Genomic DNA, 20,979 nt, shown 5'->3' on the forward strand with positions numbered 1-20,979 from the left:
ATTTTAACAAACAATAGCTTTTGATTGTTTTTTAACTCTTTTTAAAGTGATTGTATTATTCAACTTATTTTTAAAAGAAAAAATACTAATAAGACCTTTTTTACTTTCTAAAACCTCTACAGGAAAAGCAAAATCAGATAAACTATAATTAAAGTTTAAGGCATTCATATTGTACTTATAATTTTCTATTAAACTAGTAAACTCAGTTGCTAATTCTTCTTCTAAAATATAATAATTGCTATTCCCTTTTTCATTAATTAATAAAGCCAATTCATTAGACTTAAATCCTAATAAAGAACTCTTTTGAATAGAAATAGCATAACAATTACTATTTAGTTTAATCGCATGATTAGAAACACTATAATCTTCACTTTTTAAATCTGTAATTAAATTATTACATGTTTTTAGAAAGCTACTAGGTAAGCTAGATAATGACAAGTTGTTGCTAAAACCAGCAAAACTTTTTAAACCTGCATAGGTTTTATAGTTATTACTTGCTAATGTAGCGGTTGGTGTAATTGATAAAGCACCCGCAGTAATTGCAGATGAAAATAGAAATTTTCTACGATTCATAATATTTTAAAGTTTGGTTAATTATTCTTTAAAGTTAGTGTTTTTAATTTTATATGAATCGAACTATAAACTTTTTGTTCTACCACCATCAACAGGTACATTAATTCCGTTAATAAAACTTGCGTTTTCACTGGTAAGAAAAACTATAGCCGCAGCAATTTCTTCTGGTTTTGCAAAGCGTTTTGCAGGAGAAGAATTTTTCATATTTGTTGCAACCTCATCTACTGTTAAGCCTGATTTATTTGCTTTATTTTTAATAATTTCATTTAAACGCTCTGTGTTTGTTGCTCCTGGCAACACATTGTTTACTGTTATACCAAACTGACCAAGTTCATTTGCCATTGTTTTAGACCAACTGGCAACTGCACCTCTAATAGTATTTGAAACTCCTAAACCATCTAAAGGTTGTTTTACCGAAGTAGAAATTACATTTACAATTCTACCAAAACATTCTTCTTTCATAAACGGAACAAGACTCTGAACCAAAATATGATTGCATTTTAAATGTTGCGTAAAAGCATTTTCGAACTCTTCTATTTTTGCGTTAAAAATTGGACCGCCAGCAGGACCACCAGTATTATTGATTAAAACATGAAAATTTAAACTAGTACTTTCTAAAACATCTTTTAATTGATTCGGTTTCGAAAAATCTGCCACCAAATAATTATGATGCTGATTGTTGCTTGGTAAAACGGATAAAACTTCTTTCAATTTAGTTTCATTTCTAGCAATAAGTGTAACATTTGCACCTTCTTCTGCTAAAAGAATTGCGGTTGCTTTACCGATACCTTGTGTACTACCGCAAACTAATGCGTTTTTATTTTTTAAATTTAAATTCATTCTTTTAGCTTTAAAAAATCAAATTAATAGTATTCTTTTAATTCAATTTTATTATTTGTTATCAATCATCATTTGTTTAATCTTAGCTGCTTTTTCAAAATGATCTAGCTGATGTGTTTCAATCCACCAAGTGGCAACTTGCATTAACAACTTCGGATTATCATTTTTGTTTTTGAAAAAAGCATAAAAAGACAAACCAACATTTTCTCCTTTTTTAGCGATTTTATCATCACAAACCTCAACAATTTTTGCTCTTATCTCTTTATTCATATTGTAAGCATATATTTTTTTGTTCGGTAAAAAAACGCAAAGCTTCAAAACCACCTTCTCTTCCTATCCCGCTTGCTTTTTGTCCACCGAAAGGTGTTCTTAGGTCTCGCATCATCCAAGTATTTACCCGAGACAATTCCTGTTTTTAATTGTTTAGAAAACTGCATTGTTCTATTTAAGTTATTTGTCCAAACAGTTGCAGACAAACCATATTTTGTATCATTTGCTAATTCTAAAGCTTCTTTATCAGATTTAAAAGACATTAAAGTTACCACTGGACCAAAAATTTCTTCTTGATTCAATTTACATTTATTGCTACTAACTTCTATAATTGTAGGCTCTAAAAAGTATCCATTTTCACTATCTTTTACAGTTAATTTATTTCCTCCAAACAAAATTTCACCACCTTCATTCTCTGCAATATCAATATAGCTTTTCACCTTTTCTAAATGTTCTTTAGAAACCAAAGCGCCGATATTTGTATCGCTTTCAGACGGATTTCCTACTTTTAATTCTGATACTTTTTTTATAAAATCTCTTTTAAATTTTTCAAAAATACTTTCTTCAACAAAAATTCTACTTCCGCATAAACAGATTTGTCCTTGATTGGCAAAAGAAGAACGAACTGTGGTTGTTAACATTTTTTCGTAATCGCAATCTGCAAAAATGATATTCGGATTCTTGCCTCCTAATTCTAAAGATAATTTCTTAAACATTGGTGCTGCAACTTTTGCAATATGAGCTCCTGTTTTTGTACCGCCAGTAAAAGAAATAGCTTTAATTTTAGGGTGTGCAACAATTGCTTGTCCCGCACCTGTACCCAAACCATGAACAATATTTAAAACTCCTTTAGGTAAACCAGCTTCTGTACAAATTTCTCCTAAAAGATAACTTGTTAAAGGCGTAATTTCACTTGGTTTTGCTACAACACAGTTTCCTGCTGCAATTGCGGGTGCAATTTTCCAAGTAAATAAATATAACGGTAAATTCCACGGAGAAATACAACCAACCACACCAATTGGTTCACGTAAAGTAAAGTTTATAGCATTTAAACCAACGCTTTCATGTGCTTCTGATGAAAATTGTGTAATTGCATTCGCATAAAACTGAAAATTAGCAGCTGCTCTTGGTATATCTATAGCTTTTGCCAAACTTATTGGCTTACCATTGTCTTTAGATTCTGCTTCTGCTAAAAAAGTAACTTTAGTTCTAATTAAATCTGCAATTTTAGATAAGATTTTACTTCTTGTAGCTAAAGTTGTTTGAGACCAGCTTGCAAAAGCATTTTCTGCAGCTAAATAGGCATTTTCTACATCTTCTATTGTTGAATTAGGAATTTGCCCATATACTTCTCCTTTAGAAGGATTGTAATTATCTAACCAATTGTCTAAAACTGGGTTTGCAAACTCTCCGTTGATGTAGTTTTGTATTTTCATTTGATTAAGCTTGTTTTTTGTAAGCCGTAACCTTTATTTCTACAACCAAATCCGGATGCGGTAATTGATGCACAGCTACTGTAGTTCTTGTAGGGCCAGTTTCTTTGTCAAAAAACTCTGCGTACGCTTTATTGTAACCTGCAAAATCATTCATATTTACCAAAAAAGAAGAAACATCTACTACATCTTTTATACTTGCACCAACCGTTTGTAAATTTTTATCTATGTTTTTTAAAACTTCTCTGGTTTGCGTTTCTGCATTTAAAAACTTCGTTCCCATTTCATCAATAATATCTACTCCGGCTATTGAATTGTCTCGGTCTTCTAGAGCTTGTACCCGATACAAAAATGAAATCTCCAACAACTTTTACATGCGGATAAGCGCCTCTTGGTGTTACTTTTTTTCTGACATATTTACTTTGCTAATTCTGCTAATTTTAATGTAGTTTTTAAATTTCTTGTGGTAGCATTTACATTTAATTTTTTCTCTAGAACATTATTGGTAAGTTTCGTTTTTCCGAAACCGGATTTACAATTTAAATAGACTACATCTTTTACTATTTTATATAAATCTTCACCAACATTTTTAACCTCAATGGTTTCTTTATCAGAAATTTTATCTAAAAATGTGAATGCTACAATTTTTTCATTTTCAAGAGAAAAAGGATAGTTTTTTACAATTTCATTTAACTCTAAAACAGTTTTTACAATTACATGAATATCTAAATCGAACTTTTGTAAAATTCCTTTTTTTATACGTTTAGAAACTTCTAGTTTCGACTGTTCTGAAGTTAGAATTATATTACCACTTTGAATATAAGTTTGTACATTTTGAAATTCTAAATCGTTTAATAATTCTCGTAATGTTACCATCGGAATTTTATTTTTTCCCGACACATTAATTCCGCGTAATAAAACGATATATTTTTTCATTTATAAACCTGCTATTTTATCTTCTTCTAAAATCTCATTCGTTTCTTTAATTACTTTATCTAAAATAACTTCCAGCTCTTGCTTAGTCATGTCTAAATGAGTGTGAATAGTATCATCAGCAATTAAATTTAACAAAGCTTTATCTTGCGCTCTACCTCGTTTTAAAGCCTCATAATACCCTATGTTTTCATTAAAAGTAACTAAAGAATATTTAGATGAATATTGTTTTGGAAATGTTTTTTCTAAATCCATTTCAATTTTTCTTTTTCTTTAAAAAGCGGATTAGCAACATGGTCTTTCATTTCATGAAAATTATCTATCGCTAAGTCTGCAATAGCATCTGTATCTTTCTTTCGAGTCTTTTGATAGGTTTTAAAAATCGATTTCCAATCTTTTAAATCTTGATTTAAAATTTCATCTAACACAAAAACATCTTCAAAAGAAGCATTCATTCCTTGTCCGTAAAACGGTACAATTGCATGCGAAGAATCGCCAATTAAAAGCGTTTTATTTTGATAAGACCAAGGAGAACATTTTATGGTTCCTAAAGGACCCGTTGGATTGTTTACAAATTCTTCTTTTATATTAGGAATTAATGCCAAAGCATCTCGGAAATTCTTTTTCAAAAAACGCTGTAATTTTTTCTTCGGATGTTAAATTTTCAAAATTATATTCTCCTTCATCATAACTTAAAAATAAAGTTACGGTAAAGCTTCCGTCCATATTTGGCAGTGCAATTAACATAAAATCTCCACGAGGCCAAATATGTAAATGCTCTTTACTAATTTGGTGTTTTCCTGATGAATCTGCAGGAATTTCTAATTCTTTATAACCGTGATTTAGATAATTCTGAGAATAACTAAACAAAAATTTACGTTCTAATATGTAACTTTTTCTTAAAGAAGAACCAGCACCATCTGCACCAAAAATAACTGCTGCTTCAATAGAAAATTCTTCTTTGGTTTTGTAATCTTTAAAATGTGCAATTTTGTTTTCTATGTCTACATTTTTACATTTTTTATTAAAATGAATGGTTACATTTTCATGTTTTTCTGCTTCATCCAATAAAATTGCATTTAAATCTCCTCTAGAAATAGAATTTATGTATTCATTTTCTCTTCCGAATAATTAGAAGAAAAGGTATTGCCTTCTCGATCATGCATTAATCTACCATACATTGGTATACAAATTTCGCGTGCTTTCTCTTCCATACCGCATAAGCGCAATGCCTTTAAACCTCTGTCTGATAATGCTAAATTTATACTTCTTCCGGCAGAAATATCAACAGTTCTTAAATCCGGTCTACTTTCGTAAACATCAACTTTAAAACCTCTTTGTGCAAGTCTTAAAGCTAACAAACTTCCGCATAAACCTGCACCAATTATTAATATTTTATCATTTTTGTTCATTATATTTTGTTTAAAACTTTTTTTAAATTCCTACGATTAAAAAAATAATTATTGTGCAAAAAACCAATGTTAATAAATGATTTACACCTGAAACTTTACAATCATCATTGTAAATAGAACCTGAATAATCATAAAAATGCCAAGGAAAAATATTATCAAAAATTGGTAAATTAATATTAAAAATTGAATTCAAAATTTTAGGTGATAAATCAATAATATCCGGAGAAATACATCCTAATAAAATTATTGCTATTAATAGTTTAACATGTTTTTTTACAACATAAAGTAAAATAAGGATAATAAATAAACCCAAGATTACATCAACCTTAGAATTTAATGGATAACAGTGAGGTATATAATCTAAAATCCCGTGAGATATAACTCCAAGAACAAAACTAAATACATAGACAAGTAAGTTAATTTTATCCTCTTTAGTTTCTTTTTTAGAAACTACTGAAAAAATAGTTACACCTGCTGTTATGTGAAATATTACATTCATAATCCTACAACAATCCTTTTAAGATAGCTACCATTCTGTAAACATCTTCAAAAGAATTATACATTGGTGTTGGAGCACAACGTATCACATCTGGTTCTCTCCAATCTGTAATAATATTGTTTTCGGTTAGTTTTTTATGCAAACTTTTATCGGCATTTTTAACCTGAATAGATAATTGGCAACCTCTTTCTTTAGGGTTTGAGGGCGTAATTATTTTAATATCATCAGAATTAATTTCATTGATTAAAAACTCGAAATAACCTGTTAATTTTTCTGATTTTTCTCGTAAAGCATCCATACCAACCTCATCAAACATATCTAAAGATGCTTTTATGGCTGCCATAGATAATATTGGCGGATTCGATAATTGCCAACCTTCTGCACCTTCCATCACATCAAATGGTTGTCGCATATTAAAACGAGTTTGTTTATTGTGATTCCACCAACCTGCAAAACGTGGTAAATCTTTATTTTTTGCATGTTTTTCATGTACAAACAAACCTGCTAAACTTCCTGGTCCGAGTTTAAGTATTTGTAGGTACACCAAGCTGCAAAATCTACTCGAATTATGTAAATCCGGAGAAATATTTCCTGCTCCATGTGCTAAATCAATTCCGACAATACAATTTTTTGCATGCCCAATTTCTGCAATTCTCTTTAAGTCTAAAAACTGACCAGTATAATAATTTACACCTCCAATTAATAACAACGCAATTTCATCTCCATGTTCTGCTACAATTGTTTCTAAATCTTCGATATTTAAAAGTTCTTCTCCTTTTCTTGGTTTCCACTCTATAACATCTTCTTTAGAAAAACCGTGAAATTCTAATTGAGATTGTACAGCATATCTATCCGAAGGAAAAGCATCACTTTCGATAACAATTTTATACTTTGTTTTTGTTGGTCTATAAAAAGAAACCATTAGCAAATGTAAATTGGTTGTAAGTGTGTTCATTACAACAACTTCTAGAGGTTTTGCGCCTACAATTTTCGCCATTTTATCGGTTAAATATTCGTGATAATTTAACCACGGATTTTTAGCTTCAAAATGTCCTTCTACGCCTAAATTTGCCCAATCTTCTAATTCTTGATTTATATAATCTTTGGTAGATTTTGGCTGTAAGCCTAAAGAATTACCTGTAAAGTACAACCAATTGTTACCATTTTTATCTTTAGGTATAAGAAATCGATTGCGTAAATAAGAAAGTGAATCTTCTTTATCTTGCTCTTTTGCAAATGCTAAGTTGTTTTGATATTTCATCAATTATAAAAAAATGAGTGTCTTCAAATATAAAACAATCTAAATTTAGAATTAAATTAATCTGAATAAATTACTACCTTTATTTTTTATATAATTAGAAAAATTAAACAATGAAATTTCAAAAATTAGCTATTATATTTTCGCTTTTAATATACATATCTTGTAGCAACAACGGCATCCTTATAACAGGTTTAGAAGGTGTTAGTAAAAGTATAAAAGAACAATATGCACTGAGACAAAAGAGTGGCAATTTTTGATATTAATTTTGATAATTCTGATGATAAAATAATTGCTACAGGAATGACAAATTCTAAAGAAGCGTATCAAAAATTAGTTGATAGTTTGCAGTCTTTAGATGTTTCTTACATTAATAATATTAGAGTTTTACCAGATACGGTTGTTGGAAATAAAATGTTTGCAGTAGCAAGAAATTCTGTAATAAATATTAGATCTGCACCAAAACATTCTGCAGAGTTAGGCACGCAAGGTTTGTTAGGTATGTCTTTAAAAATTTTAGATAAAGCTGGCGATTTCTATAGAATTCAAACTCCGAGATAATTACATTTCTTGGGTTGATAAAGGCGGAATACAGAAAATGAATAAAGGTGAATTTGATACTTGGAATGCTTCTAAAAAAATAATTTTTACAAAGAATTTTGGATATGTTTACAATTCAAAACAACAAAATGCAGCAATAGTTTCTGATATTACTTTGGGCGGACTTTTAAAATATCTTTCTGAAGATGCCAGTTTTTACGAAGTTAAATATCCTGACAATAGAACTGGTTTTGTTAAAAAAAGTGAGGCTGTTGTTTATGAAAATTGGTTAAAAAACCTGCAACCATCAAAAGAAAATGTAGAAAAAGTTGCAAAAAAACTAGAAGGTTTTCCTTATTTATGGGGCGGAACTTCTTCTAAAGGAATTGATTGCAGTGGTTTTACGAAAATGGTTTATTTAATGAATGGTTTTGTAATTCCTAGAGATGCTTCACAACAAATTAATGCAGGTAAACAAGTTGACGAAAAACTAAATTTCGAGAATTTAGAAAAAGGCGATTTACTCTTTTTTGGAACTGAAGCTACAGAAACTAAAAAAAGACGAGTTGTACATGTTGGTATTTGGTTTGGTAATAATAAGCAAGAATTTATACATGCATCTGGCAATGTACATATAAGTTCTATGGATTCTTTACAACCACATTTTGATGCATTTAATAAAAACAGATATTTAGGTAGCAAACGCTATTTAGGCATAAAAGATAAAGAGATTATCAATCTTAAAGAAGAATTTAAATTCTAAGAAATCGTCTAAAAAAATTAAAAGCCTTTCAATAAAATATTGAAAGGCTTTTTTGTTGTGTTGATTGTGATTTTGATTGTTAATACAGAACTCTAAATCTAATTGTTCCTTCAATTTTTCTTAACTCGTCTATAACTTCTTTATTGTATTCTTTATCTAAATCTGTAATTACATAACCTACTTTAGGATCTGTAGATAAATATTGACCGTTAATGTTTAATTCGTATTCTGCTAAAACCTTATTAATTTTAGCCATTACACCAGGTACATTTTTATGAATATGTAAAAACCTGTGTGCATTTGTTTGCCTTGGTAAACGAATGTTAGGAAAGTTTACAGCATCAACAGTATTACCGGAATTAATGTACGCCATTATTTTACTTGGTACAAAATCTGCAATATCTCTTTGCGCTTCTTCTGTACTTCCACCAACATGCGGAGTCAAAATAACATTTGGCAATCCTTTTAATTCAGTATAAAATTCTCCGTTTTTTCTTGGTTCAGACGGATAAACATCAACTGCTGTTCCTGCAATTTTACCGCTTTTTAAAGCAGCAACTAAAGCTTCTATATCTACAACAAAACCTCTAGATAAGTTTACCAAATGAGCACCATCTTTCATTTGAGAAATTTCTTTTTCGCCAAAGAAATTTTTATTTGCCGCGTTGTCATCAACATGTAAAGTAACAACATCAGAAATTGCTAACAACTCTTCTAAAGTGCTCATTTTTGTTGCGTTTCCTAAAGCTAGTTTATCTTCAACATCATAATAATAAACATCCATACCTAAAGCTTCTGCTAAAACAGATAATTGCTTACCAATATTACCGTAACCAACAATACCTAATTTTTTACCACGAACTTCTTTAGAACCTTCTGCTGTTTTGTTCCATTGCCCATTATGAATTTCTGTACTTCTTTGAAAAACACTACGCATTAACATAATAATTTCTCCAATTGCTAATTCTACAACAGAACGTGTATTACTGTAAGGTGCGTTAAAAACAACAATACCTTTTTCTTTACACGCATCTAAATCGATTTGTTTTGTACCGATACAAAAAGCACTAACAACCATTAATTTTTCTGCTGCATCTACAACTTTTTGTGTAACATTTGTTTTAGAACGAATACCTAAAACATGCACATCTTTAATTTTTTCTATCAATTCGTCTTCAGACAAACTTTTAGATACAGTTTCTACAGAAAATCCATCTTTAGATAACTTCTTAAAAGCATCTGGATGTACGTTTTCTAATAATAATATTTTAATTCTATTTTTTGGGTAACTTATATTTCTTGGCAAATCGTTTACGTATAAAAATTCATCTAAATTTGGGGCAATATGGTCTGCGTTTTCTGTTGTTTTTTCTCTAGAAACATTTTCTGTATAAGCAAAAAACTTATCAGCAATACCTGCTTCTCTAGTTACATAATCGCTGTAACCATCGCCAATCACTTGTATTTCTCCGTCTAAATTCATGTCTTTTAAACACTCAATTTTTCCGTTATGTTTTGATAACGGATTATCAGCGTCAAAACCAATTATTTCTCCGTCTTCTGCAAACGTAAATGTATTTGCATACACACGCTCAGAAGGAATATTGTATTCTTTAACAATAGGATCTATAAATTCTTTAAATCCGCAGGAAATTACATAAATATCGTCTGCAAAATTCTCAAAAAATTCTTTGTTACTTTCTATTGATTTAGAAACTTGCTTTTTTAATGCGACTACTAAGTTACTTAAATCTGCCTTATTTGCTTTTAATAACTTAATTCTTCTTTCTAAAGATTCTGTAAAAGAAATTTCGCCATCAATACCTAAATTTGTAATATCTATAATTTCTTGAATTATAGCTTCTTTTTTAGGATTATCGGTTAATGTTATTTCGGCTAAAACATCTAAAGCTTCCACTTTAGTAAGTGTGCTGTCAAAATCGAAAATATAGTTTCTTTTTGTAGTGATCATTATAAAAATCTTGATTGATTTATTCTCTGTAAATCTACAAATATAGTGGCTTAATAGAAAGCCAAACTAAAGTTTTATGATATCTATTATAATTAACATCAATAATATTAAAGTTGATAAAAAACCTTGTAAATGTTGTTATAAATTACGGAATCCTAAAAGAAATAACCACCAAATTATAGGTAATGATTCTACCCAAAATGAACTGTAGTATTTAGATTGATTGATTTTAGATCGCATTAATAAAATGATAACTAGAAAAAAGAAAATCATAAAGGCATTTTTAGAAATACCGTTTACATTTATAGCATATTCTAAAATCAAAGCAAGAATCATAAGGGTTAAACCTAACTTTTTTGTTTTTTCAACTCCTATTTTTTTTGGAATTGTTTGCAAAGAAATTGCATCATATTTTACATCTCTAATATCAAAAGGAAGTATTAACACTACCACAATTAAGAAACGCTGTAGCATTACTAAAAATAGTTTAAAATTAAATTGAATACCAGCTTCTACACAGGGAATTAAAACCGTAAAACCAGCCCAAACAATAGCTACAACAACAATTTTCAAATAACTAACTTCTCTTAAAGTTTTATCGAAACCACTTAGAAAAGGTACTGCATATAAAAAAGTTAAAAGAAGAAAAGGCAAAGTGAATAACAATGTCACTTTTTGGAGTTTAAAAGCATAAAAACACATTGCTAAAAAACAAAAAAAAGAAAAAACCTGAATTACCTTTAAGTTATTTGTTAAACTTCTATGATGCAATTTAGCAACACCTGCATATTTCACAAAATTATACCCTGTTATTGTGCTAAAAAATATAAATATTGATAAGTTTTGATGTAAAGAAAGTTCAAAATATTGTTCAGTAATTTTTACAAGCGAAAAAACTGCCAAAGCCACATGAATACTGGCATTTAGGTAAAAATTTATAAATATTTTTAAAAACTTCATTAAACAAAAATAACGTTTCTGTTCATAACATTAATTTTTAGTTAATAATTAACATCATTTTATACGTTTTCGGTTAGAAAATAATTTATTAAATCCTTATTTTTGAGCGGTCAAAAAATACGTTTTTTAGACATCAAAAAAACAACACTAAATCGATTGAAATCAATCGTTCACAAAACTTAATTAATGAATACAAATTCGTTTCAACTTAGACATATTGGTCCTAATAAAAAGGAACAAGAAAAAATGTTAAAAGCTATTAATGCAGATAGTTTAGAACAGTTAATTAATGAAACTGTGCCGAGACAACATTCTTTTAAAAAACAAACTAGATTTAGAAGAATCTATGAGCGAGTATAAATACTTAGCACATATAAAAGCTTTATCAGAAAAAAATAAAGTGTTTAAAAGTTATATTGGTTTAGGTTATAACGAAGCAATTGTACCAAGTGTTATTCAAAGAAACATATTAGAAAATCCGGGTTGGTATACAGCTTACACACCTTACCAAGCAGAAATTGCTCAAGGTAGATTAGAAGCTTTGCTAAATTACCAAACAATGGTTTGTGATTTAACAGGTATGGAGCTTGCAAATGCTTCTTTATTAGACGAATCTACAGCTGCTGCAGAAGCAATGGCTTTGTTGTTCGATGTAAGAGAAAGAGCTAAGAAAAAAGCAAAAGCAAATAAGTTTTTTGTTTCTGATGAAATTTTACCACAAACACTTTCTCTTTTAGAAACAAGAGCTACACCAATTGGTATAGAATTAGTTGTCGGAAACCATGAAGAGTTTAATTTTGATGATGATTTTTTCGGAGCAATATTGCAATATCCTGGTAAATTCGGTCAAATATTTGATTATGAATCTTTTGCTGAAAAAGCGAATAATAACGACATTAAAATAGCAGTTGCTGCTGATATTTTATCATTAGTTAAATTAAAAGCTCCTGGAGATTTTGGTGCATCTGTAGTTGTGGGTACTACACAACGTTTCGGTATTCCGTTAGGTTATGGTGGTCCTCATGCAGCTTATTTTGCTACAAAAGAAGCTTACAAAAGAAGTATTCCTGGTAGAATAATTGGGGTTACTAAAGACATGAATGGTAAACGTGCCTTAAGAATGGCATTACAAACCGGAGAACAACATATAAAAAGAGAAAGAGCAACTTCTAATATTTGTACAGCACAAGTATTATTAGCTGTTATGGCTGGTATGTATGCTGTTTATCATGGTAAAAATGGTTTACAGTATATTGCTAACAATGTACATCAACATACAAATCTATTAGCAAATGCTTTAGAAAACTTAGGTTTTAAACAACTTAATAAATCTTATTTTGATACTCTTTTAATTGAAGTTGAAGCAGATAAATTAAAAACCGTAGCAGAATCTAAAGAGATAAACTTTAATTATATTGATAAAAACCATGTTTCTATATCTATAAATGAAACTGTAGATAAGGCTGCTTTAAAAGAAATAATTTCTTGTTTTGAAGAGGCTTTTAATTTAAAACCACAAGCATTACCGAAACAACAACTATTTTAAACGAATCTTTATTAAGAAATACTACTTTCTTAGACAATGAAGTTTTTAACACGTATCAATCGGAAACAGATATGATGCGCTACATAAAGAAATTAGAGCGTAAAGATTTAGCTTTAAATCACTCTATGATTTCTTTAGGTTCTTGTACAATGAAATTAAATGCTGCATCAGAAATGTTGCCTTTAAGTAATCCTCAATGGGGAAATATTCATCCATTTGTTCCTTTAAATCAAGCAGAAGGTTATCAAGAAGTTTTAAAAAATTTAGAACATCAATTAAATATTATTACAGGTTTTGCAGGTACATCTTTACAACCAAACTCTGGTGCACAAGGTGAATTTGCCGGTTTAATGACTATTAGAGCTTATCATCAAGCAAATAATGATTCTCATAGAAATATTTGTTTAATTCCTGCTTCTGCACACGGTACAAATCCTGCTTCTGCAGTTATGGCTGGTATGAAGGTTGTTGTAACTAAAACTGCAGAAAACGGTAATATCGATGTAGAAGATTTAAGAGAAAAAGCAACGTTACATAAAGACAACTTAGCGGCTTTAATGGTAACTTACCCTTCTACTCATGGTGTTTACGAAAAAGAAATTAAAGAAATAACTAAAATTATTCACGATAACGGTGGACAAGTTTACATGGACGGAGCAAATATGAACGCTCAAGTTGGTCTAACAAATCCTGCTACAATTGGTGCAGATGTTTGTCATCTTAATTTGCATAAAACTTTTGCCATTCCTCATGGTGGTGGTGGTCCTGGTGTAGGGCCAATTTGTGTTGCTCCACAATTAGTTCCGTTTTTACCAACAAATCCAATAATTAAAACTGGTGGCAAAAGCGCAATTACTGCAATTTCTGCCGCTCCTTGGGGTTCTGCTTTAGCTTGTTTAATTTCTTACGGATATATAACAATGTTAGGTGCAGACGGATTGACTAATTCTACTAAAAATGCAATCTTAAACGCAAACTACATTAAAGAGCGTTTAGAAGAACATTATCCAACTTTATATACCGGAGAAAAAGGTCGTGCAGCACACGAAATGATTATTGATTGTAGAGATTTTAAACAAAAAGGTATCGAAGTTGTAGATATTGCAAAACGTTTAATGGATTATGGTTTTCATGCACCAACAGTTTCTTTTCCTGTAGGAGGAACAATGATGATTGAACCTACAGAATCTGAAAGTTTAGCAGAATTAGATCGTTTTTGTGATGCCATGATTTCTATTAGAGAAGAAATTAAAAATGCATCAAAAGAAGATTTAAACAATCCTTTAAAAAATGCTCCTCATACACAAGAAATGCTTACTTCGGATGAATGGGAGTTACCTTACACTAGAAAGCAAGCTGCATTTCCTTTAGAGTACATTGCCGAAAATAAGTTTTGGCCAACTGTAAGAAGAGTTGATGATGCCTATGGCGATAGAAATTTAATTTGTTCTTGTAATCCTATTGAAGATTACATGTAATAATTGATTAAATAATTATAAAAAAACCACCTAAAATCTAGGTGGTTTTTTATTTTATAAATTTTTTATTGGACAATATCATCTACAATCATTTTTGCATGAATTCTAGAATTTTCTATAAACCATTTATGAGTTTCTAAACCTCCACAAATTACTCCAGCTAAATAAACACCTTTTACATTTGTTTCCATAGTTTCATCATTATATACGGGTATTTTCTTATCGTCTTTAGAAAACTGAACACCTACATTTTCTAAAAATTTAAAATTTGGTTTATAACCAGTTAAGGCTAATACAAAATCATTTTCTATTGTTTTAATACCATTTTTAGTATTTACAATTACATTTTTATCTGTAATTTCTTTCACTGTTGTATTGTAAAAAACGTTTATACTTCCCTCTTTAATTCTATTAATAATATCTGGTCTTACCCAGTACTTTACACGTTGCCCAATTTCTTCTCCTCTAACTATTAAAGTTACCTCAGCACCTTTTCTGTAACATTCTAATGCAGCATCAACAGAAGAATTACTTGCACCGATTACAGCTAATTTCTGACCTGCATAAAAATGAGGATCGTTATAATAATGGGAAACCTTAGATAGATTTTCACCTTCAACATCCATTAAATTTGGCAGATCGTAAAAACCAGTTGCAATTATAATATTAGTTGCTATGTATGTATTTTTTGAAGTGTTTACTGTAAACTCCTTTTCATTTTTATCTATAGAATTTACCGTTTCAAATAAATGTAATTTTAATTTATTTGAAGTTACAATTCTTCTATAATACTCCAAAGCTTCGTTTCTTCTTGGTTTGGCTTCTTTACTTATAAATGGAATATTGTCTATTTCTAATTTTTCTGAAGAAGAAAAAAACTGCATGTTAACAGGATAATTGTATAGAGAATTTACAATTGGACCTTTTTCTATAATTAGATATTTTAATCCTTTCTTTTTAGCTTCTAAACCACAAGCAATTCCTATTGGGCCTCCGCCAACAATAATAACATCATACAAATTCATAAAACTATTTTTAGTTGTAATAAACTTCATCTAAACTAACTACCTCTTCATCTTTCCTTCTTCTAAAAATATGGTTTGGTGCTAATTCGGAAATAGAATGCAAACCTAAAGCTGCAATAATTTCTTTAATTGCTACTACCGTTTTTGAATGATAATTTTTTACTCGAACATTTTTCTTCTCTACAACAAGCGCTTTCACCAAATCTTCATCTTGGGTTGCAACACCAACTGGGCAAGTATCTAAATTACATTCTCTTGCTTGAATGCAACCTAAGCTTAACATAAAACTTCTTGCCATACCAACAGCATCTGCACCTAAAGCTAGATATTTTACCACATCAAAAGCATCTACGGCTTTACCACTTGCAATTATTTTAATTTGATTTTTTAAGTTGTGTTTTAATAATTGTTTATTGATAAAAACCAAACCTTCTATTAAAGGCGTACCAATGTAATTTGTAAATTCTAAAGGAGCAGAACCAGTTCCTCCTTCTCCACCATCAACAGAAATAAAATCGGGTAATTATTATGCGTTGCAAATGCAGTAATCATTTCTGATATTTCTTGGTTATCACCAACACATAATTTAATTCCGACAGGTTTACCATTCGCTAACTCTCTTACTTTTTGAATAAACTGAATTAACTCATCATAGTTAGAAAATGCCGAATGACCTGGAGGAGAATCAACTTGAGTACCCGGAGTTACAGATCTAATTTCTGCGATTTCTTGTGTGTTTTTTTTAGCTGGTAAAATTCCGCCATGACCTGGTTTGGCACCTTGAGAAAACTTAATTTCAATCATTTTAACCTCTGGTCTAACAGCATTTTTTTTGAAAATTTCATCATCAAAAACACGTTTACCATTTATAGATTTTCCTGCACCAAAATAACCCGTTCCTACTTGAAAAATTAAATCACCGCCTTGTAAATGATAAGGAGAAATTCCGCCTTCGCCAGTATTATGTGCAAAATCGCCCATTTTTGCTCCTTGATTTAACGCCATAACTGCATTTTTACTAAGCGAACCAAAAGACATTGCAGAAATATTTATGATAGAACTTTTATATTTTTGAGTACACTTATCTGAACCAAAAGTAATTTTATCGCCAATTATATCGTGGTGTGCAGTAGGAAAAAGTGAATGTTTTACAAATTCATATCCTTTTTTATAAACATTATGTTGTGTACCAAAAGGAATGGTTTCTTTTTCTAATTTAGATCTTTGATAAACAATACTTCTTTTTTCTCTATTTATGGGAGTTCCGTTTAAATTGTCTTCTATAAAATATTGCTGAATTTTATCTCTTTCTTCTTCGAAAAACCAACGTAAACGAGCTACTAACGGAAATGCTCTTAATAACGAGTGTTTGGTTTGTAAACTATCATAAACAGCAATTAAACTAAGCAAACCAGATATTGATAGTAATATTATTGTGCCTATTTGAGGAATAAAATAAACTAAAACTCCAGCTAAAATTGTGATTGCAAATAATATTGCAAGTATGGTATTTCTCATTATATAAAGTATATTTTAAAAAGGTTTAAAAATAATGAAATTAGCACGAAAATTGTACTTGCTTTGGCAAATAGTTTGCGTTAGGGATTGAATTGGAAATCCTTTTTATGAAGAATGAATAAAAAGATTGAAAAGTAAAGCCCGACCTGTAAGGTAACGCCCAAAAAAACTCTAACAAATTAATGTTAGAGCTTTTAATATGTTTGAAAAACTTAAGAAAATTATTTCTTAAATTTTGCATATTTGTTTTTGAACTTGTCAATACGTCCTGCAGCATCAATAAGTTTAGATTTACCAGTGTAAAATGGATGAGAAGTTCTAGAAATCTCTAATTTTACTAAAGGATACTCTACACCATCAACGTCTAAAGTTTCTTTTGTATCTGCAGTAGAACGCGTTAAAAATACGTCTCCGTTAGACATGTCTTTAAAAGCAATCAGTCTATAATTTTCTGGATGAATTCCTTTTTTCATTTTTAATATATTTAATACTTTAATGTTATGTTTGTAAGAGTAAAGTTGGTAAAGTTTTACTCAAAATTCTAAATAGCTGTTATTAACTATTTTGAGGATGCAAATTTAAGCTTATTTTTTAATTTACAAATAAATAAATTGTTTTTATTTTAATAAAGTTCTTTTTTATGCTTCTTTTAATACATAAAAGTTGTTTTTTATGCTGATTTTTTTGAATCTTTACGTTCTAATATATTGAAATCTATATAAATAATGAAGAAATTTTCTACTTTAGTAACACTTTTAACAACGTTATTTTTAACAATATCTTGTTCTAATGATTATAAATTTATTCTAGAAAAACCAAATAAAGCTGTTTTAAATGAATCTGTTACCTTAAAACTAACAGAAAAAGACAGCAAAGAAATTGAAAAAGTACAATTTTACGTAAACGGTAAACAAGTAGAAAGTAACGGTAATACTGCTACCATAAATACCAAAGATTTGGGTGTAGGTAAACATGCTGTAAATGCACTTGCTTTTTTTGATGGTAAAACTAAAAAAACGAATGGATTTATTGAAGTTTTTGCCAATACAAAACCTGCCATCTATAAATTTAAAATTATTAATGAATATCCGCACGACACAAAAGCTTACACACAAGGGCTAGAATTTTATAAGGGTTATTTATATGAAACTACGGGTCGTAGAGGTGAATCTACTCTTAGAAAAGTAGATATAAAAACGGGTAAAGTTTTACAAAAAATAGATTTAGACAACAAATATTTTGGTGAAGGAATGACAATTGTGGATGACAAAATAATTTGGCTTACCTGGGAAAGTAACAAAGGTTTTGTTTACGATTTAGAAACTTTTGAATTAGAAAAGGAATTTGCTTACAATAAAAGTAAAGAAGGTTGGGGTTTAACGCACAGCGATAAAGAACTTATAAAATCTGATGGTTCTGATAAAATTTGGTTTCTAGACCCAAACACACTTAAAGAAAAACGTTTTATACAAGCATACACTAATGATCGTTCTGTAAATTATTTAAACGAATTAGAGTTAGTTAATGGTAAAATTTACGCTAATAAGTATCAAAAAAACACGATTGCAATTATTAATGCAGAAACTGGTATTGTAGAAGGTTTAGGAGACTTAAGAGGTTTAGAAAAAGTGATGTCTAAAACTCAGAAATTAGTAGAAAACGATGAGGTTTTAAATGGTATTGCATACGATGCAGAAAATAACAGATTGTTTGTTACCGGTAAATATTGGGGCAAATTATTTGAAATAGAATTGGTTAAGCAATAATTATATTACTTTTACGTATATAAGAACTTATACTTACAAAACATTAATTTATGCGTTATTTTATTTCTTTCGTTATTTGTATTGCTTTAATTTCTGTAAGTTCTTGCAGAAAAGATTTCTCTACAATAGAAAGTTTTGGAGCTTTAGAATTTTCTAAAGACACCGTTTTTTTAGATACTGTTTTTACAAATATTGGTTCTGCAACTTATAATTTAAAAGTATATAATAGAAGTAATAATGCAATCACCATTCCTTATATTACTTTAGAAAAAGGAAACAGTTCTAATTATAGACTAAATGTAGATGGTATTGCTGGTAAAACATTTAATAATATAGATATTCTTGCTAAAGATAGTATCTATGTATTTATAGAAACTACAGTAGATGTTTCGGCAGAAACAAATCCGTTGTATATAGACAGAATTTTATTTGATAACGGAGATAAAGAACAAAACGTAGATTTGGTTACTTTGGTTGAAGATGCAAACTTTATTTATCCGGGTAAAGATGCTATCTCTATGAAAATTGATAGTTTAACTTTAGACGGAGAACCAACGACAATTAAAGGTCGTTTTTTAAATGATGATGAACTTATTTTTAATAAAACAAAACCAACTGTAATTTATGGTTATGCTGCGGTACCTGCAAATAAAACACTTACTATAGAAGCTGGTGCAAGAGTTCATTTTCATGATAATTCGGGTTTAATCGTAGACAATAAAGCTACCTTAAAAGTAAACGGAACTCTTAATGATAAAGTTATTTTTGAAGGTGATAGACTAGAAAATAGTTTTAGTGAAATTCCTGGACAATGGGGAACTCTTTGGATGCGAGCCGGAAGTACAGAAAACGAAATAAAAAACACAATTATAAAAAATGGTATCATCGGAATTTTAATTGATAGTATAGGCAGCAGTACATCGCCAACTTTAAAATTAGAAAATACCGAAATCTACAACCATTCTAACTTCGGAATTTTAGCTAGAGAAACAAATATTGAAGGAAATAATGTTGTAATTGGTTCTGCAGGTCAAGCCTCTTTGGCCGCTACCATTGGAGGAACTTATAATTTTACCCACAGTACTTTCGCAAATTATTGGAACAATGGAATAAGACAATTACCAGCCGTGTTAGTAAATAACTTTTTTACCTATACAAATGAAAGTGGAGAAGAAATTGCAGAAACTAGAGATTTAAAAGCTGCAAATTTTACCAATTGTATTTTTGAAGGCAATAATAATATAGAGTTTGTTTTAGATAATTTAAATAATGGGAGTTTATTTAATTATGCCATCAAAAATTGTATGATCCTTTTTAATGATACCAATAATTCTTTTGAAGGCATTACAGAACTAGACTTTAACAACAACACAAATTACAGTGATATTATTTTAAACGGAAATGCTAATTTTAAAGATACTCAGAAGAGTAATTTTATAATTGGTGAGAATAGTGACGCTATAAATAAAGCTTTATCTACTCCTTTTAATATTGATATCTTAGGTGTAGACAGAACTTCAAATCCTGATATTGGCGCTTATCAGCATATTATTTTTAATGATTAATCATTTCTTTTTTAATTAAATTTACAAAATCGTTTTTAGCATCTATAAAAACAGCCAAAGACGTTGCTTTCTTCTTAAAACCGTAAAAACTTTCGAACTTTATATTTTTATTCAAATAAATAATTACATTATGTCCTGATGAGCTTCCTAACGGCGAAAAGTACTTTATTGGAGATTTTTCTGAAAACTCTTTCGTAGAAACCTCTATCTCTTTAATTGTTTCAAAAGGAATAATTGCATTTGCTAAAATGCCGAATTTTAAAACTACTTGTTTCTTTTTTAAGTCTATAAAAACAGGTCTTCTCGATAAAGATTTTATAAGCGCCAATACTTGTAAAAAGGTATAAATACTTAAGGTCGTTAAAATAAATGTCCCTTTGCTATTACCCACCTTTATCATAGAATGTGTTACAAACGCTTCTACAGCAATAACCAATAGAAACCCCGTAATTACACTATTAGCTGTGCTTTCTTTATGATAAGAAAACTCATTTTCTTTTAACTTTCTCTTCCTCCAATTAAAAAGACCGTAATAAACAACAGAAATTTCAGCAGCTAGAATATTTCCTATAATTCGAGGCATTATTTTCGTACAAATTCTTTGAACTATCTCATAAAAATCTAAAGA

Annotated in this window: 17 protein-coding genes and 4 pseudogenes; 5 read left to right on the plus strand and 16 right to left on the minus strand. The window is 29.6% G+C overall.

The features are described 5' to 3' along the window. Positions 1-3: 3 nt before the first annotated feature. The 9 genes and pseudogenes from ACZ1HD_RS11640 to kynU form a co-directional block, all read right to left on the minus strand. On the minus strand, positions 4-573 hold the full coding sequence (locus ACZ1HD_RS11640) for a hypothetical protein (RefSeq protein WP_472687516.1): 570 nt from the start codon (positions 571-573) through the stop codon (positions 4-6). A 63-nt stretch (positions 574-636) separates the two neighbouring features. Beyond that, complete coding sequence (locus ACZ1HD_RS11645; protein ID WP_472687517.1) at positions 637-1,413, minus strand: SDR family oxidoreductase; 777 nt, start codon at positions 1,411-1,413, stop codon at positions 637-639. A gap of 51 nt (positions 1,414-1,464) precedes the next feature. Further along, positions 1,465-1,683 (minus strand): DUF6500 family protein, encoded by a 219-nt coding sequence (locus ACZ1HD_RS11650; RefSeq protein WP_077809786.1) that lies wholly within the window; start codon positions 1,681-1,683, stop codon positions 1,465-1,467. Continuing rightward, positions 1,676-3,119, minus strand: a pseudogene (locus ACZ1HD_RS11655) (aldehyde dehydrogenase). The gene ACZ1HD_RS11650 and the pseudogene ACZ1HD_RS11655 overlap by 8 nt, the downstream one beginning before the upstream one ends. 4 nt (positions 3,120-3,123) lie before the next feature. Continuing rightward, positions 3,124-3,469, minus strand: a pseudogene (locus tag ACZ1HD_RS11660) (RidA family protein). Between the two features lie 64 nt (positions 3,470-3,533). After that, positions 3,534-4,052, minus strand: a complete 519-nt coding sequence (locus ACZ1HD_RS11665) for a DUF1697 domain-containing protein (protein WP_472687518.1) — start codon at positions 4,050-4,052, stop codon at positions 3,534-3,536. Then, positions 4,053-5,461: pseudogene (locus ACZ1HD_RS11670) on the minus strand (FAD-dependent oxidoreductase). It lies immediately after the preceding gene. Between the two features lie 22 nt (positions 5,462-5,483). Then, positions 5,484-5,960, minus strand: coding sequence for a hypothetical protein (locus ACZ1HD_RS11675; protein ID WP_472687519.1), 477 nt, complete (start codon positions 5,958-5,960; stop codon positions 5,484-5,486). Between the two features lie 4 nt (positions 5,961-5,964). Beyond that, on the minus strand, positions 5,965-7,221 hold the full coding sequence (gene kynU, locus ACZ1HD_RS11680; RefSeq protein ID WP_472689345.1) for a kynureninase: 1,257 nt from the start codon (positions 7,219-7,221) through the stop codon (positions 5,965-5,967). Between the two features lie 243 nt (positions 7,222-7,464). On the opposite strand from kynU, the gene ACZ1HD_RS11685 reads away from it, so the two are divergent. Both ACZ1HD_RS11685 and ACZ1HD_RS11690 read left to right on the plus strand, forming a co-directional pair. Then, complete coding sequence (locus tag ACZ1HD_RS11685) at positions 7,465-7,779, plus strand: SH3 domain-containing protein (RefSeq protein ID WP_472687520.1); 315 nt, start codon at positions 7,465-7,467, stop codon at positions 7,777-7,779. A 37-nt stretch (positions 7,780-7,816) separates the two neighbouring features. Next, entirely contained in the window at positions 7,817-8,521 is a 705-nt protein-coding gene (locus tag ACZ1HD_RS11690) for a C40 family peptidase (RefSeq protein ID WP_472687521.1), read from the plus strand. A 79-nt stretch (positions 8,522-8,600) separates the two neighbouring features. On the opposite strand, the gene serA is transcribed toward ACZ1HD_RS11690, so the two are convergent. Together serA and ACZ1HD_RS11700 are read right to left on the minus strand one after the other, a co-directional pair. Next, on the minus strand, positions 8,601-10,493 hold the full coding sequence (gene serA, locus ACZ1HD_RS11695; protein ID WP_079737020.1) for a phosphoglycerate dehydrogenase: 1,893 nt from the start codon (positions 10,491-10,493) through the stop codon (positions 8,601-8,603). 138 nt (positions 10,494-10,631) lie between these two features. Further along, a complete protein-coding gene (locus ACZ1HD_RS11700) occupies positions 10,632-11,453 on the minus strand; it encodes a UbiA prenyltransferase family protein (protein ID WP_472687522.1) in 822 nt (273 codons plus the stop codon). Between the two features lie 186 nt (positions 11,454-11,639). Between ACZ1HD_RS11700 and gcvP the strand changes: the two are divergent. After that, a pseudogene (gcvP, locus tag ACZ1HD_RS11705) lies at positions 11,640-14,477 on the plus strand (aminomethyl-transferring glycine dehydrogenase). 65 nt (positions 14,478-14,542) lie between these two features. On the opposite strand, the gene ACZ1HD_RS11710 reads toward gcvP, so the two are convergent. The 4 genes from ACZ1HD_RS11710 to ACZ1HD_RS11725 all read right to left on the minus strand — a co-directional run bounded on the left by ACZ1HD_RS11710 (position 14,543) and on the right by ACZ1HD_RS11725 (position 17,493). Continuing rightward, positions 14,543-15,502, minus strand: a complete 960-nt coding sequence (locus ACZ1HD_RS11710) for a YpdA family putative bacillithiol disulfide reductase (protein ID WP_472689346.1) — start codon at positions 15,500-15,502, stop codon at positions 14,543-14,545. A 10-nt stretch (positions 15,503-15,512) separates the two neighbouring features. Further along, positions 15,513-16,013, minus strand: a complete 501-nt coding sequence (locus ACZ1HD_RS11715) for a glutamate synthase-related protein (RefSeq protein WP_472689347.1) — start codon at positions 16,011-16,013, stop codon at positions 15,513-15,515. Next, the gene (locus ACZ1HD_RS11720; RefSeq protein ID WP_472687523.1) at positions 15,968-17,020 is read right to left on the minus strand and encodes a glutamate synthase-related protein; all 1,053 of its coding nucleotides are present in this window, start codon (positions 17,018-17,020) and stop codon (positions 15,968-15,970) included. Before ACZ1HD_RS11720 ends, ACZ1HD_RS11715 begins: the two co-directional genes overlap by 46 nt. A 221-nt stretch (positions 17,021-17,241) precedes the next feature. Continuing rightward, positions 17,242-17,493, minus strand: coding sequence for a type B 50S ribosomal protein L31 (locus ACZ1HD_RS11725; RefSeq protein WP_077809799.1), 252 nt, complete (start codon positions 17,491-17,493; stop codon positions 17,242-17,244). Positions 17,494-17,745: 252 nt separating this feature from the next. On the opposite strand from ACZ1HD_RS11725, the gene ACZ1HD_RS11730 reads away from it, so the two are divergent. Beyond that, entirely contained in the window at positions 17,746-18,786 is a 1,041-nt protein-coding gene (locus tag ACZ1HD_RS11730) for a glutaminyl-peptide cyclotransferase (protein ID WP_340933059.1), read from the plus strand. A 50-nt stretch (positions 18,787-18,836) separates the two neighbouring features. Continuing rightward, positions 18,837-20,351 carry a hypothetical protein gene (locus ACZ1HD_RS11735; protein ID WP_472687524.1) on the plus strand — a complete coding sequence of 505 codons (1,515 nt, stop codon included), beginning with the start codon at positions 18,837-18,839 and terminating at the stop codon, positions 20,349-20,351. On the opposite strand, the gene ACZ1HD_RS11740 is transcribed toward ACZ1HD_RS11735, so the two are convergent. Continuing rightward, a complete protein-coding gene (locus ACZ1HD_RS11740; protein WP_472687525.1) occupies positions 20,341-20,934 on the minus strand; it encodes a hypothetical protein in 594 nt (197 codons plus the stop codon). The two genes, ACZ1HD_RS11735 and ACZ1HD_RS11740, sit on opposite strands and share 11 nt — an antisense overlap. Positions 20,935-20,979: the final 45 nt, after the last annotated feature.

It is taken from the genome of Polaribacter sp. HA6-7, from assembly GCF_055693625.1.

Coding starts and splice junctions, on each gene's coding strand:
- ACZ1HD_RS11640 (WP_472687516.1), bottom strand. CDS start 573: ATGAATCGTAGAAAATTTCTATTTTCATCTGCAATTACTGCGGGTGCT.
- ACZ1HD_RS11645 (WP_472687517.1), bottom strand. CDS start 1,413: ATGAATTTAAATTTAAAAAATAAAAACGCATTAGTTTGCGGTAGTACA.
- ACZ1HD_RS11650 (WP_077809786.1), bottom strand. CDS start 1,683: ATGAATAAAGAGATAAGAGCAAAAATTGTTGAGGTTTGTGATGATAAA.
- ACZ1HD_RS11665 (WP_472687518.1), bottom strand. CDS start 4,052: ATGAAAAAATATATCGTTTTATTACGCGGAATTAATGTGTCGGGAAAA.
- ACZ1HD_RS11675 (WP_472687519.1), bottom strand. CDS start 5,960: ATGAATGTAATATTTCACATAACAGCAGGTGTAACTATTTTTTCAGTA.
- kynU (WP_472689345.1), bottom strand. CDS start 7,221: ATGAAATATCAAAACAACTTAGCATTTGCAAAAGAGCAAGATAAAGAA.
- ACZ1HD_RS11690 (WP_472687521.1), top strand. CDS start 7,817: ATGAATAAAGGTGAATTTGATACTTGGAATGCTTCTAAAAAAATAATT.
- serA (WP_079737020.1), bottom strand. CDS start 10,493: ATGATCACTACAAAAAGAAACTATATTTTCGATTTTGACAGCACACTT.
- ACZ1HD_RS11700 (WP_472687522.1), bottom strand. CDS start 11,453: ATGAAGTTTTTAAAAATATTTATAAATTTTTACCTAAATGCCAGTATT.
- ACZ1HD_RS11710 (WP_472689346.1), bottom strand. CDS start 15,502: ATGAATTTGTATGATGTTATTATTGTTGGCGGAGGCCCAATAGGAATT.
- ACZ1HD_RS11720 (WP_472687523.1), bottom strand. CDS start 17,020: ATGAGAAATACCATACTTGCAATATTATTTGCAATCACAATTTTAGCT.
- ACZ1HD_RS11725 (WP_077809799.1), bottom strand. CDS start 17,493: ATGAAAAAAGGAATTCATCCAGAAAATTATAGACTGATTGCTTTTAAA.
- ACZ1HD_RS11730 (WP_340933059.1), top strand. CDS start 17,746: ATGAAGAAATTTTCTACTTTAGTAACACTTTTAACAACGTTATTTTTA.
- ACZ1HD_RS11735 (WP_472687524.1), top strand. CDS start 18,837: ATGCGTTATTTTATTTCTTTCGTTATTTGTATTGCTTTAATTTCTGTA.
- ACZ1HD_RS11740 (WP_472687525.1), bottom strand. CDS start 20,934: ATGCCTCGAATTATAGGAAATATTCTAGCTGCTGAAATTTCTGTTGTT.